The 15,578-nt window shown below is 52.8% G+C and carries 6 protein-coding genes; all 6 read left to right on the top strand.

Annotation, left to right across the window (positions count from 1 at the left end; all coding sequences use genetic code 11):
* Positions 1–195: 195 nt before the first annotated feature.
* Complete coding sequence (locus L1S32_RS11965) at positions 196–10,521, top strand: NosD domain-containing protein (protein ID WP_278155328.1); 10,326 nt, start codon at positions 196–198, stop codon at positions 10,519–10,521.
* 163 nt (positions 10,522–10,684) lie between these two features.
* Positions 10,685–11,500 (top strand): energy-coupling factor transporter transmembrane component T, encoded by an 816-nt coding sequence (locus L1S32_RS11970; protein ID WP_278155329.1) that lies wholly within the window; start codon positions 10,685–10,687, stop codon positions 11,498–11,500.
* 8 nt (positions 11,501–11,508) lie between these two features.
* Positions 11,509–14,097, top strand: a complete 2,589-nt coding sequence (locus tag L1S32_RS11975; RefSeq protein ID WP_278155330.1) for a PEGA domain-containing protein — start codon at positions 11,509–11,511, stop codon at positions 14,095–14,097.
* Positions 14,098–14,276: 179 nt separating this feature from the next.
* Positions 14,277–14,594, top strand: coding sequence for a DUF2769 domain-containing protein (locus L1S32_RS11980; protein ID WP_278155331.1), 318 nt, complete (start codon positions 14,277–14,279; stop codon positions 14,592–14,594).
* A 123-nt stretch (positions 14,595–14,717) separates the two neighbouring features.
* The gene (locus tag L1S32_RS11985) at positions 14,718–14,894 is read left to right on the top strand and encodes a hypothetical protein (RefSeq protein ID WP_278155332.1); all 177 of its coding nucleotides are present in this window, start codon (positions 14,718–14,720) and stop codon (positions 14,892–14,894) included.
* Positions 14,895–14,905: 11 nt separating this feature from the next.
* The gene (locus L1S32_RS11990; protein ID WP_278155333.1) at positions 14,906–15,220 is read left to right on the top strand and encodes a YbjQ family protein; all 315 of its coding nucleotides are present in this window, start codon (positions 14,906–14,908) and stop codon (positions 15,218–15,220) included.
* Positions 15,221–15,578 lie beyond the last annotated feature (358 nt).

Below are 15,578 nucleotides of genomic sequence, written 5' to 3' on the forward strand. Positions count from 1 at the left end.
TGCCGGATAATTTGTAACCTTTGAAATCTAAGTGATATATATTAATTTAATTTAATTGACTGCGGGATTATGGATCAAAATATATATATTTTCCGTAGATCAACAATCTTCACTTTATATCCTGGCCATGTAAATTTGTGTTAATTTACTTTAATTTACTCAGCTCCGGCCCAGGATTAAAGGGGACGATTATCTATGAAACGACTGACCTCTGAACCGGGCGGGTGCCTGCGGTGGATTGCCGTGATGCTCCTGCTCTTCATTTTTATTGGTATTGCACCGGCGAGCGCCGAAGAATTACCGGACTGTTTGCATGTGTATGTGAATGTGTCCAATGATCTGGGACCACGATTCTCTGACAGCGAGAACGGCTCCTATTACATGAAGTTTGACGGCGGAGGCCTCAATGCCCTCCACCTGACGACAGACACCGCCGTTCCCACAGGACAGGTGACGACGAGCAACGATCAGTCCGGTGTCTTCTATATCACTGACACCGGCGGCCGTGGCTACTCGGATAACACCATCCTGATGTTCGCTGTCAACGGGACAGTCCCCGATGACTTTGCTCTCACCGTGAGAGCGAGCGGGTATGTCTGGGAACCGGTTGCCGTGGTAAATACCCTCCCTCTGCTTGAAAACATCGAGCACATCGATGGAACCATGGAAGAGACCTTCACCAAAGAAGACCTCATCTATGGGCCGCAGACCTGGAAGCCCGCGGGAAATAACCTCCCGAAGGCATATCCAATCTACTATGGGCAGGACACCGGCGACACCACCAACTCCTTCCGGCTGATGTTCATCGACCTGAAGGCAGGTCCCATCAGCAAGGCCACCGGGCTTGCCAGCAGCAGCGATCTCACTGACTGCGGTGGGGTGAAAGTCGAGTATACCCTCGAAAACCTGGAGACTTTTGCAGCCTTCAACGCCTACGTCTGGTGCAACCAGTCCAATCAGGGTCAGGGTATCTCATGGACCAACAAGGTGGCCGATTCCGGTGCCAGTGTCTATCAGGTAATCGGTATTCCCCCGGTAATCCCCACAGCAGACTTTACTGCGGATCCCGTATCCGGTGACGCACCGCTTGAAGTTCAGTTCACCGATACCTCCCTGGACGATCCGTCCTTGTGGGCCTGGGACTTTGAAAACGACGGTGTCATCGACAGCACGGAACAGAATCCAACCTGCACCTACACCGCTGCAGGCACCTACTCGGTGAACCTGACGGTCACCAACTCCGCCGGCAGCGACTCTGTGGTGAAGACCGATCTCATCACCGTGACCGCTCCGCTGCCCAAGACCGTGACCGTCGGTGCGTCCGGATGCGACTTCACCGATCTCGACTCCGCCTTTGCCAGCCCGTCGCTGAACGACGGGGACACCATCCTGGTCTCCGCCGGGTCGTATGCCCTGAGCACACCTCTTGCAAAGACGGTCACCCTCACCGGTGAAGGTGCGGACGTGGTGACGGTCACGCCGACCGGCGCTGCCTTCTCCGGTGCCGGCACGGTCATCGAGGGTATCGGGTTCACCAGTGGATCATTCAGCGTCTCCGGTGCAGAGAGCACGGTAGCACACTGCAGCTTCACCGGTTTCAGCAGTCAGCACTCCATTGCCATCTCCGGCCAGAACGTCACACTGGAGGGCAATGTATTCCAGAACAATCCAACCCGGTTTATGCTGATAACCGGCAGCGGCCATACGTTTACCAACAACACCTTCGAGGCGAACGGTGGAACCCAGAACGCAGCAACCCGGTTCGACGGGTGCTCGGGTGTCACCATCACCCGGAACACGTTTGCGAACAACACCGCGCCGGCAATTGGGCTGCGGTGTACGCTCGACAACAACAGTATCTTCCTCAATGACTTCATTGACAACAAGGCCGACCTGTTCCAGTTCACCAACAATCCCAAACCCCTGGCTATGGCGTGGGAAATTTCATCCATCGACTATACCTATCTGGGGACACCGTATACCGGCCCGCTCGGGAACTATCACAGCAGTTACACCGGCGATGACGCCGACGGCAACGGCGTAATTGATACAGCGTATACCATTGGCACCAACCAGGTCGACAACGCACCGCTCGTCGACCGCTGGCAGACCTACTTCCCCGAAGTGACACCCAAGACCGTGACCGTCGGTGCGTCCGGATGCGACTTCACCGATCTCGACTCCGCCTTTGCCAGCCCGTCGCTGAACGACGGGGACACCATCCTGGTCTCCGCCGGGTCGTATGCCCTGAGCACACCTCTTGCAAAGACGGTCACCCTCACCGGTGAAGGTGCGGACGTGGTGACGGTCACGCCGACCGGCGCTGCCTTCTCCGGTGCCGGCACGGTCGTCGAGGGTATCGGGTTCACCAGTGGATCATTCAGCGTCTCCGGTGCAGAGAGCACGGTAGCACACTGCAGCTTCACCGGTTTCTCCAGCCAGCATTCCATTGCCATCTCCGGCCAGAACGTCAGGCTGGAGGGCAATGTATTCCAGAACAATCCCACCCGGTTCTTGCTGGTAACCGGCAGCGGGCATACGTTTACCAACAATACCTTCGAGGCGAACGGTGGAACCCAGAATGCAGCAACCCGGTTCGACGGGTGCTCGGGTGTCACCATCTCCCGGAACATGTTTGTGAACAATACCGCGCCGGCAATAGGGCTGCGGTGCACGCTTGACAACAACATTATCTTCCTCAATGACTTCATTGATAACAAGGCCGACCTGTTCCAGTTCACCAACAATCCCAAACCCCTGGCTATGGCGTGGGAAATTTCATCCATCGGCTACACCTATCTGGGGACGAACTACACAGGCCCACTCGGGAACTACCACAGCAGTTACACCGGCGATGACGCCGACGGCAACGGTGTCATCGACACGGCGTATACCATTGGCGCCAACCAGGTTGACAACGCACCGCTCGTCGACCGCTGGCAGACCTATCTCTCAGGGACAGGGCCGGAACCTGTTGCACCGACTGCGAACTTCACCACTGATGTGACGAGCGGCGACGCTCCACTGTCAGTGCAGTTCACCGATCTCTCGACCGGCACTCCTACCTCATGGGCCTGGGACTTTGAGAACGACGGCGTCATTGACAGCACCGAACAGAATCCGACCCACATATACACTGCCGCGGGCATCTATACCGTGAACCTCACGGCCATGAATGTTGCCGGCAGCGATTCCGACGTGAAGACAGACTACATCACGGTCATCGGAGATCCGTCCGGTCCGCAGCCGCTTCCGGACTATAACAATGTCTTCTTCAAAGTGGCGAACGACGCCGGCGTGAAATACAACGCCTTCGAAAACAACACGTACAACATCAGGTTTGAGGGCTATGACCGTGGCCTCAATGCCCTGCACATCTCCACCGACCCGACGGTAAACTTTGGTCAGGTGACGGTCACAGAGAACCAGACCGGCACTTTCTATGCCACCGATTCCGGCGGCAAGGGGTATGAGGATGAGATCCTCCTGATGCTCGCCGTGAACGGCACCATCCCGGATGACTTCAGCCTTCGTGTGCAGGCCGACGGCTACACATGGACACCTAACCCCGTGAGCAACCAGGCACCGGCGCTTGAAAACGTGACCTACCAGCCTGTCGCCCTCAACGAGACCTTCACCAAAGAAGACTTCAGGTACGGACCGCAGATCTGGAAGCCGACCGGCAACGGATTCGACTACCCGATCTATGCGGACCAGAACATGAGCGATACGGAAAACACCTTCCAGGTAATGTTCATTGACCTGAATGCAGGTGTCCTCCGACCTAACGCCGCCCTTGAGAACAATGGTGCGGTGCGGATTACGTATACCTTCGAAAATCTCGAAACATTTGCAGCCTTCAATGTCTATGCCTACTGTCAGAACTCCAATAATGGCGATGACATGATCGCATGGTCAAACGCCCTTGGTCTTGGCAAGGCTGGAAGTGGCTACTCGGTCGTCGGAGCTGTCTCCGGCCCGGTACCGGACAGAATTGAGGTTGAACCAACCACTGTGCAGGTTGCCGTCGGTGATGTATATCATTTCGCTGCCACCGCCTTTGACGCCCTGAACAATGTGATCAGCGGCCTGACTTTCTTGTGGGCAAGTTCGAACGAAGGTGTGGGAACAATCGACGAAAACGGCAACTTCACTGCTCTCGCACCGGGCACGACAGATGTGACGGCAAGCCGCCTCAGTATCGTGGGCACGTCTGCGGTCACCGTCGTCTCTCCCGAATCGGCGACATGGTATGTTGCAGGTGACGGCAGCGCTGATTTCACCACCATCCAGGCGGCTGTTGATGCGGCAAATGCCGGCGATACGATCATCGTCCGTGATGGCACCTACCAGGAGAACGTGGATGTCACCAAGAGTCTTGTCATCAGATCAGAGAACGGCTCAGCCGTGACCACTCTGTATTCAGTAGTGAAAGACAGCGGCTTTGATATCACCGCAGCTGATGTCATGATTGACGGGTTCACCGTCACGGCAGTCAACGGAAAAGGCAATTACGGCATCTACGTGCATGGCGCAGACGGCGCTCTCATTACCAACAACACCGTCCAGAACTGCCGTGAGTGCATAAAAATCGAGTCTTCATCCGGCAACACGGTAACAAACAACATTCTTTCCGTCAGCAACAATGCGGCAAACAATGTCTTCTGGCTTGCCGATGCGAGCAACAATGTCATCTATCTCAACGAATTCAACCTGGGTGCCGTAACCATTGAAGGCACTTCCACAGGAAATGTCTTCAGTTCCCCGACTGAAATGCAGTATGCATTCAACGGGGCTGATTATCAGTCATACACCGGCAACTACTGGAACGGGTATGTCGGGTCTGATGCAGACGGAAACGGCATCGGTGATGAAGCCTACACCATTGCAGGAAACGTAACCGACGCCTACCCGCTCATCCAAAAGCTCGATGCCTACACCGTATATGGTCCGGTACCTGTGGGCACGACCTACTATGTCTCTGGTGACGGCAGTGGTGACTTCACCACGATTCAGGCCGCAGTCGACGCTGCCGCTGACGGCGATACGATCATCGTCCGCGACGGTACCTACCAGGAGAACGTAGATGTGACAAAGAGTCTTCTCATCAGATCTGAGAACGGCGCATCCGTAACCACTCTGTACTCGGTAGCGAAAGACAGCGGCTTTGACATCATCGCAGCTGATGTTACGATTGACGGCTTCACTATCACCACCGTCACCGGGAAGGGCAACTACGGCATCTATGTGCATGGTGCCGACGGTGCTCTCATCATCAACAACACGGTCCAGAACTGCCGTGAGTGTGTGAAGATTGAGTCTTCATCCGGCAACACGGTCACAAACAACATCCTCTCCGTCAGCAACAATGCGGCAAACAATGTCTTCTGGCTTGCTGATGCGAGCAACAACCTCATCTACAAGAATGACTTCAACCTCGGTGCCGTTACCGTCGAGGGCACCTCGACGGGCAATGTCTGGTCCTCACCGGTTGCAGTGAAATACCGCATTGACGGAGCCATTCACACAAGCGTTCTCGGAAATCACTGGAACGGGTATACCGGCAGCGACACCACCGGTGATGGTATTGGTGAAGAACCGTACACCATTGCAGACGGCAATGTGGATGCGTATCCGCTGGTGAATTCGCAGGTTGACTATGTCACCGAAGAACTGCCTGAAGGTATCTCTGTTACTATCAGCCCCCTGAGGCCGGGATTACAGGGTGGGGAAACCCTCAGTTTCAGTGCATCCGCATTTGACAATGCAGGCGCTTTGATTGATGACGCCACCTTCAGCTGGATCAGCAGCAATACAACCGTTGGAACCATCGATGCGAACGGTGTCTTCACTGCTGCTGCACCAGGAACGACCACAATCACTGCATCCTATGCAGGTGCCAGTGCATCAACAGACCTGACCGTGGGCCGCGTCTGGTATGTTGATGATTCAGGCGGCGCTGATTTCATCACTATCCAGGCGGCTGTTGATGCTGCAGGAGAAGGGGATTATGTTGTCGTCCGTGACGGCATCTACAACGAGTCTGTCAGTATTACAAAGGCGCTGACCCTTCGTTCGGAGAATGGCCCGGACATGACTGTAGTGACTCCTGGAAACAAGAACTACAGTGGTTTTACGGTATCTGCAAAATCTGTTACCATTGATGGATTTGGTGTCAGAGGTCTCTCCAAATATGGAATTAATCTGCTTGGAGAGGCAGGAAGCTGTACGATCACAAACAACAGCGTTTCTGATTCCAGTGCTGGTATATACCTCCAGATTTGCGACGGGGCTAATCTCATCACAAAAAATACCTGTAATAACAACAGCGACGGTATCATTCTTATGGGCTCTCACGGGAATTATGTTGGAGAGAATGTTTGCTGCAATAATTCCAAGAATGGTATCAGGTGTCAGCTGGAGTTTATGACACCAGGGGCAGATATTCATGACAACGTTGTTTCCGGGAATATCATTATGAGGAATGGAGATGTCGCCCTGAGATTCATGGGAGCAATCAACAATCTTATCCTGAACAACACCATTGCATACAACGACTACTATGGCATTCTCCTTGATGGCGATTCGGAGGGCAATGTTATCTATGGAAATAATTTTGTTGAAAATAAGGGATTCTATATTTCAAATAGTCAGAATTCTTTAAACTCATCTGAACCAGTTGACTATGTCTATGATGGTATACAATACTCCGGCAGGATTGGCAATTACTACGGCGAAGCGTTTGATCTTACCGATTTGAATCATGATGGCATTGGAGATGCACCGTGTTATGTAAGTGCTGCTGTTGACAGCTACCCGCTCATGGGAATGTATACTGATGGTGTGATCTTTTCCTCAACAACCTACTATGTAGGCGATGACGGCGGCGCTGATTTCACCACAATTCAGGCAGCGGTTGACGCTGCATCAGACGGCGATGCGATCATCGTCCGTGACGGCACCTACGCCGAGAGCATCAATGTCACCAGAAGCATCTCAATTCGTTCCGAAAACGGCGCTGCAACAACGATACTCTCACCGGGTTCTTTCAGCGGGTTTGTGGTAACGGCCGACGGGGCAAGTGTTGAAGGATTTACCATCGATCGTGTCAACGGCGACGGAAATTTCGGGGTTAAGATCACCCGGGCAAAGGGCGTCTCAGTCATAAACAACACCTTCAACGTCTGCCGCGAGGGCATCAAACTTGACACGGCTGAGGAAACTGTCATCATCGGCAATGACGTTCTTATCAACAACAAAGCCACGAACAAGGTGCTCTGGCTCATTAATTCGAGTAATAACCTGATCTATTACAACACCTTCACGAAGGGAATAGTGACCGTCGAGGGCACGTCCTCTGACAACATCTGGAGCTCGTCCGATTCTGTTGACTACATCTACAGCGGCAAGGGATGGTCTTCGCATCTTGGCAACACCTGGCCGGGATACACCGGCACTGATGCCGACGGAAACGGTATCGGTGACACACCCTACACGCTCTCTGACGGAAGCACCGATGCATACCCGCTTGTTGCCCCTCTTGCGAGCTATCAGATGGGGAAGAGTGAGAATGTCGTCACTTCCATTACCGTCGAACCGGCAACCGCCTTCCTTAAGCAGAATGATACATGCCTTTTCACCGCCACTGCTTTCGACCAGTACGACAATGAGATGGCAGACACCGTATTTACCTGGACAATCAGCGATGAAACGGTCGGCACCATTAATGAGTCCGGCTTCTTCTCCGCCCTATCTCCCGGTGCAACAACCATCACTGCAATGAACGGCACGGTTGAAGGAACTGCCACTGTTACCGTCAGAACAGCTGAACCGATGACCATCATCGTAGATGCATCGGGTGCAGGAGATTTCACTACGATTCAGGCGGCCATCGACGCAGCTCTTGACGGGGATACGATCGTTGTCCGGGATGGTTCATATACCGAAAATCTCGTGATCGGCAAGGTCGTTTCCCTCCAGTCTGAGAATGGTCCGGAACATGCTGGCGTCATCGCTGCCGATCCGACAGCCGCGGTCATTCAGGTTTCAGCGGGCAACGTCACCATCAGTGGATTCTCGATTTCCGGTACCCCGGATGGCAGTGAGAACCTGGGTACATCCGGTGTCTATCTGGTAAATGCCGATGACTGCACCATTCAGGAGAACATCATCACAAGAAACAGCAATGGTATCTATGTCTATCGCGGGAACAGGAATACGATTGACCGGAACACCCTCGCCGGAAACGATCAGGGTCTCTATATTAACGGGTATGGGGGGAGCACCTCTCAGCCCCATGTAGCGAACTACAATGCCGTCACACAGAACCTCTTCACCGAAAATGTTGCCAGCAACGTGGCGAATAACGGAGCTGTAAAGATTTACTATGCAGACAACACCGTCTTCACCAACAACACCATCAGCAGCAACACGAACTATGGCCTGATTCTCAATCATCCCGACCAGACAACGGTCGCCCACAATGTGATCATGTCAAACGGCGGCGCAGGTGTCTATCTGCTGTACAGCTACGACAATACCATCTACCAAAACACCATCGCAGAGAATGGAGCTGGATTTGCGTTGAAGAAGGGCAGCGGAACATGTGATATCTACCTCAATGATATCATCGGCAACGATGCGCTCCTCGTATCCGAAGACGGCCATGATCAGAACTGGAACACGCTTACCCCGATCACTTACCTGTATGACGGAAAGATGGAAACATCGCTTGCAGGCAACTATTGGGGAACGAACTATACCGGCACTGATACAGATGGGAATGGTATCGGCGATGAACCATTTGTCGCCGGGGTTTACTCGACCTCAAAAACGTACGTCGATAACTATCCACTGATCGCACCGTACGCGAACTATACCCTCTGTGATTCCGCTGTCCTGACTGCAATCACCCTTGATCCCTCAGAGATCACCCTGCAGAAAGGACAGAAAACTGCATTCACCGCTACTGCCTTCGATCAGTATGGCAATGAGATGGCGGGGACTTCCTTTGAATGGGCAAGCTCCGATTCCACCATCGGTACCGTGAATGCAAACGGCATCTTCACTGCCCACGGGGCTGGGAAGACCACGATCACCGCCTCAAATGGCGATGTTTCAGGCACTGCCACGGTCACCGTCACAATGCCGCACGGCGACCAGACGAGTGACTCCCCGCTCAACGTCCCCGGATGCAACATCTCGGATAAAGGGGACGGCACGCGTGAGGTCATCGTGAACCTCACCGCTACCAATGCAACCGTCAACGGGAACGCCATCCAGATTGATGAAGACACCTTTAGCCTCATCATCGAAACAGAGGGTGCACCCACTGTCGGAAATGGCACGGCGAACGGAACGGTATCGGGCATTTCCCTTACCACCACACCGGTTTCGACGAACTTTGACGCCCTTGGGAATGTCACCGCCTCGCTGATGGTCAATCTCACGGGCATCCCCTCAGGGGCTGCTCTGGAGACCACCATCTCAGAGAACGTCTCCGCCGCTGCCCAGTCTGCCTTCCAGATTGCCGCCACGAATGACGGCCTGAACCTCGATGCGGTCGCCTACACAATGAATATCGTCAAGACGAATCTTGCCAACGGACAGGACATCGCCGATGCGACGATTCGTATGGCCGTCAGCCCGGCATGGGTTGCCGCAAACGGCGGATATGCCGGCGTTAAGATCATCCGCTTCGCGGAAGACGGCACCATGGAAGTCCTGAATACCGTCTATCTCGGATTCGACGGCGAACTGGATCTGTTTGAGGCTCTGTCACCAAACGGACTGTCCATTTTTGGTCTCTCCGCCACGAGCACCCCAGGGAGCTCGTCCGGCTCCGGGTCTTCCTCTTCCGGCGGAGTATCCAGCTCAATCAGTACCGCACGCTGTGACGGCATCAATGCCGGAGAAACCGGTGTCTTCATGATGAAGAGAACCGCTATCACCGAAATCGATGTCAAAGCAGGCACGAACATTCCGTCCATGATGCTGACGGCAGAGCAGGTTGCAAAACCATCGAACATCGGGAATGCACCCAATGCGGTCTACCAGTATGTGGAAATTACCTCCTACCTTGCACCGGAAGACGGCATGGAGATGGCAACGCTGAAGTTTGGTGTTGACAAGGAGTGGCTCGACTCCATCGGCGCTGGTGCATCTGATGTGAAGATGTACCACTACGACGAAGCGACCGACAGCTGGGTGCTCCTCTCCACGGTTGCCTGCGGTGAGGACGGCACCTGCTATACGTTCTTCGCAGACACGCCCTCGTTCAGCCTCTTTGCCATCTCGGCGGAGAAAGGTATTGCATCTGCGGCACCGGAATCACCTGAAGACGGTTTACAGCCGGCTGCTGCAGGCGGAAACACACCCGCTGCGGGTGACCAGTCCCCGGCAGACACACCGGCACCGGCGGCAACAACCGGCAATACGACAGCAATCGTCATCCTTGTCGTGGTTGCCATCATCGCCGTCTGTGGAGGCGTCTACTGGAAGAAGTCATCCGGTAAAAAATAAATTTTAACTCTTTTTTTGAACTGAATTGCATGCCGGACTCTCTTTCTCCGGTATCATGATCCGCCAAAATGGCGCAGGTGCCAGATAGTTTAGTTAATGTTGTTAACTTTCTGCATGTAATAACTATTTTTATCCCTGGGAGAGAAGTATTCATGAACAGATCATGGCTGGTACGAAGGGGCAGAAGAAAAAGAAGGGGATTTTGTTCATTCCCGGAGATTCGCCTGTCCATTCCCTGGATCCACGAACGAAACTACTCATGCTCGTCGTATTCAGTATCCTGTCATTTCTGACAACCAATCCCTTCGTCATGTGCCTGATACTCGCCTGTGTCGTGGCCCTTGCCTATGTATCGGGGTTATTCGAAAAGTGGCTGTATTCACTCAGGCTCATTCTTCCGCTCATTCTCTTTGTCTTTGTAATTGACCTGTTTTTCTCCCACCAGAGTGCAGGTGCTGAATTTTTCTCAGCGCAGATTGGGTTTATCCACGCCTATGCGACGGAAGGGAGCCTGTATTTCTCCATCTCCATGGTGACTCGCCTGCTCATTATCGCGGGCTTTTCATTCCTCTTTATCATGACAACGCAGTACAGCGATTTTGTAAAGGGTCTGCAGGGGATGAAGGTCCCGCATATCATCTCGTTTTCCCTGGGGTATGCACTTTCCTCAACGACTACCCTCTCACGGGACGCAAACAATGTCATAGAGGCCCAGAAATCCCGTGGGCTGGAGTTTGACCAGGGCTCATCCATAACAAAGATTGATAAACTGCTCTCGTTATTCATTCCGATGACCGTGATCATGCTGAACCGGTCCGGTCAGGTTTCGGATGCGATGCAGTGCAGGGGTTATGGCACTGCTCAAAAACCGACCATCTATCAGGCTCCCGTTATCGGGGCAGATGATGGTGTGGCGGTAATCATTCTTGTGCTCTTTGTAATTCTGGTAATTCTTCTCACGCATTTTGTATTCATCTGAGGTGTCGTATGAAAACCAATCATAAAAACAACACAGGACTCGGCAGAATTGTTGCCGTCCTGCTTATTGCGATGCTCGCCATCCCGTGTGCATCTGCTTTGGACTTGCCCTCAAATCCGCTTGCCGGGGCAATGCATGTAAACATCAATACCGCAAATTCTGCCGGTTATTACATAAAATTCGATGGAGGAGGGTTAAACGCGTTGCATATGACGACGAGCACATCGGACCGGTATGGCCAGCTGACCACCACATCAATGAAAAGCGGGGTGTTTTATATCTCCGATACCGGAGGAAGGGGCTTTTTCAATGATGTGCTGCTGATGATTGCCATCCGGAAACCTGCGGAGGATGAGGACCCGATTCCTGATAATTTCGCGCTGAAACTCCGTTCGAGTGGATACCGTTGGATACCCACCGGTGTTCTCAATCAGCCTCCGGTTGCAGAAGATCTGGAGTATGTTCCCGGGGCGATAGATCAGACCTTTACGCTCTCGTCCCTGAGCTATGGGCCACAGAAATGGAAGCCTGCAGGCAACAATGACCCGATGAACTATCCGATATACGGGGATCAGGATATGTCGGGTGATGAGGAGTTTTACCTTTATTTCGTTGATTTAAAGGTAGGAAATCTGGGTGAGAACTCCGGAATAACAGGACTGACAGACAACGGAATGGTGAAGGTCGAATACACGATTGAAAATTTTGATTCCGGTCTTGTGGCATTCAACACCTATGGCTGGTGCGATGAGAATCAGGCGAACCAGGGTGCGGGAATATCCTGGACGAATATGATCGTGGGAGAAGGCGCAAGCGGCTATGTCGTCGATATCGTCGGTTCGGGCGGAGGGGAAGGAGGCTCATCCGGAAAGATTTCCTATGACTCTGATGACTCACTCTCTGCTCCGGGATCATGGAAGCCGCAGGTTGGTAATCTCAACATCACATCTGTTCCGGCCGGGGCAAAAATTTACATCGACGATGTCTACTCCGGAAAGGAGACAAACGGCACTTTTGTGGATGTTCCTGCGGGAGATTATCGTGTCTATCTTGAATATGGTGAATATGCACCAACCGAACCAAAGACCATCCGGGTGAAAGGCGGCTACATCACCGAAGAGCATTTTGTCCTGACAAAAGGGTCCGGGTCCTGCTTCGTCTCATCTGTGCCCACGGGCGCTGACATTTTTGTCGATGGCAATGACACCCTCTGGCATACCAACTCTCTCATTTCCGGAATCGAATCCGGAAACCATACCGTCACCGTCTATCACGATGGCTATGAGCCTGAATCCGCAGATGTCACCATCCATATGGATCAGCAGTCCACACTCTCCTTTGTGTTCGGCGGGAACGGGGCAGATGTAAATATCCCGGAGACGTCCGCTCCGGGTATAGGTGATGAACAACCGGCCGCTCCGTCACCATCCGAAACCGCAGGGGCTGAATGGGAGGCCAATTCCTCTGCAGGCGCCACCATATCTGATGAGACCAGTCAACAGGAAGATGGCGGAATTATCGGCTACATCTTCAGTCTCTTTGCTGGTCTGTTCTCCGGTGCTCCCGAAGAACCGTCATCCCTTCCGTCTGCCGCTGCCAATCCATTGGCAGAGGTGGCACTCCCGGATGCAACCCCGGTAAATCCGGATGATCTTGTGTATGATGCCGTTCCTGATGAAATCCCGGCAGCGGCACAAGCCGTGAAAGGCACCGGCGGGCTCTATGTCACCTCCTATCCGGACAATCTTCCCATAACTCTTGATGGCGTAAAGACGGATGCAACAACTCCTGAATATTTCTACGGGCTCAAAGAGGGTTTGCATAAGGTGATGGTGACTGAGCGTTCCGATACCGTGAAGACAGCGCAGCAGACCGTTTCAATATTCTCCGGTGAGGATGCCTGTGTGAAACTCGAGCCCTGTGTGGTTTCGCAGAAAGTGCCGGTGACCGTCCAGTCAAAGAAATTCAGGGACTGCACATTCATGATTGAAGGTGAATATCCGGAATATTCCTTCCCGTCAACTGTATATCTCGAAAAGAGCGGGACATTTATCACCGTTGTTAAAGACGGGACATATTATACCTTCACGACCGGGCACCAGGATGAGAATGGCGTGCTGAATATTCTCTCTCCGGATGCCGGAGATACCGCCGGAACGATCAGCATCACAAGCGAACCCGCAGGTGCGTTAGTCTCTGTTGACGGCCACCAGACCGGCATCCTGACCCCATGCACGATAGCCAATATCACCGAAGGGAGTCATATCCTGAAGGTATCGAAGGGTGGGTATTATCCGGAGAAAAAGGAGATCCGGTTTGTAAACACCGGTGAATCCGACAATTCTGAATTTAGTTTTGACCTGAAGGAGTATCCCTATGGCACGTTGTATATCGACAGCAAGCCCTCCGGTACCATGATCTATCTGAAGGGGCGGTATACCGGTGTTACCACTCCTCATGAGTTTTCATATATGCCGATTGGCAGCTATGATGTCGCGGTTGTGTCCAATCGGACTACCTTTAAGGAAGGAGTCGTCACGGTCGCTCCTCTGGAAAATGCCGGCGTAACGGTGTATAACCTTGCGATGGATGTATAATTCAACTGAATGAAACCTCCCCTTTTTTGCAGACCTCCAAATCAAATCAAAATATCTTTGTTGCCCTCTCCGATGCTGGTTTCATTCATCTATCCTCCTGTGCCACATTATGTTTGGGTAGCACCGGGCGGCTTACATTTTTATAATACAACTGCCATTGTGCTTCCTGTTGATGAGGTATGCCAAGCGATTATTTTGAGATGATGCTGCGTTCCCTGAACCTGACGTCAGAGGAGCGTGAGATGATTGTGGAGAAGAGAAAGGAGCAGTGCATCTGCGATATGTGCCCGACGTTTCAGACCTGTGGAGGGGAGACGGAAGGAAACGAAGGGTTTGCCTTCTGCACACTGGGTGCGAGCCCCTGCATTGAAAAAGAGGTTGAATGCCTCTGCTCCACCTGCCCCCTGTCGCGTGAAATGGGGCTTGCGTACTCCTATTACTGCACCCGGGGTTCTGAAACGCAGCAGAAAATCAGGGATGTTATCGGGGTGAAGTAACCTCAGGAACAAGTGTTCCCTCCCCATTTCCCTGTCTCGTTGTGGTGAAAGGGGAAGGCAGCATCCCTGATGTGTAATCCTTCTCAGAGATGTTTATCTACCGGGCTGATAGATTTCTAATCAATGCAGAGCCAGATCCTGTGGGGAACCCTGCTGCTTGCGGCGGGCCTGGTGCTCACCGTTCTCTCGGTAACGGTCATCCCTGTCTTTTTCCTCTTCTATGGAATCCCGCTGCTCGTTATCGGAGCAGCGCTGTTCATCTTCCGGGGGAGAGAGGAGAGTATCGAGGCCCTGAAATGAGGTGATAATACGTGATTATAACAACAACTGAACAGATTCCCGGACATGAATACGAGATTCTCGGCATCGTCTCGGGAAACACGGTGCGTGCAAAGCACCTCGGCAAGGATATCATGTCGGGCCTGAAAAGCGTTGTCGGGGGAGAACTGCAGGAATACACCGATATGCTCTCCGATGCCCGGAGGGAATCCATCAACCGGATGATAAACGATGCAAAACGGCTGGAGGCAGACGCCGTTGTCAACGTCCGGTTCGCGACATCCCAGACGACCGCCGGGGCGGCCGAACTCCTCGCCTACGGCACTGCGGTGAAGCTGGTCCGGTAAATCCTCTCCTTATCTTTTTTTGAATCGTTTTCACAGACTGTCAGGACACATCATGATGAGGCAGGGATGGCGGGTGCCGAATCCACCTCTCCCGGACAGGTGCATCCGGGCGTCCGGGTCTATCTGTGCGGAGGGAGCGCATTGAGTTGATGCAGAAGATCCTGCATATTCCGGCTTCTTAGGTGATGCTGTCGAAATGATACACCGTGATACCGGTTCTCGTAGAAATCGGGGCACGATGCACCGGTAGCTGATGACAGATAGTGTCAAAAATCTATATCCCCTGATTCGGTCTATTACTAGAGGTAAATTACAGACCTGATTATTTTATTTTGAAACCCTTTTTGGTGACACAACA

The sequence above is a fragment of the Methanogenium sp. S4BF genome, assembly GCF_029633965.1.
Classification (GTDB): Archaea; Halobacteriota; Methanomicrobia; order Methanomicrobiales; family Methanomicrobiaceae; genus Methanogenium.

What these genes read in the sequence shown, in the direction of transcription:
- L1S32_RS11975 (WP_278155330.1), top strand. Translation starts at nt 11,509, where the DNA reads ATGAAAACCAATCATAAAAACAACACAGGACTCGGCAGAATTGTTGCC.
- L1S32_RS11970 (WP_278155329.1), top strand. Translation starts at nt 10,685, where the DNA reads ATGGCTGGTACGAAGGGGCAGAAGAAAAAGAAGGGGATTTTGTTCATT.
- L1S32_RS11965 (WP_278155328.1), top strand. Translation starts at nt 196, where the DNA reads ATGAAACGACTGACCTCTGAACCGGGCGGGTGCCTGCGGTGGATTGCC.
- L1S32_RS11980 (WP_278155331.1), top strand. Translation starts at nt 14,277, where the DNA reads ATGCCAAGCGATTATTTTGAGATGATGCTGCGTTCCCTGAACCTGACG.
- L1S32_RS11985 (WP_278155332.1), top strand. Translation starts at nt 14,718, where the DNA reads ATGCAGAGCCAGATCCTGTGGGGAACCCTGCTGCTTGCGGCGGGCCTG.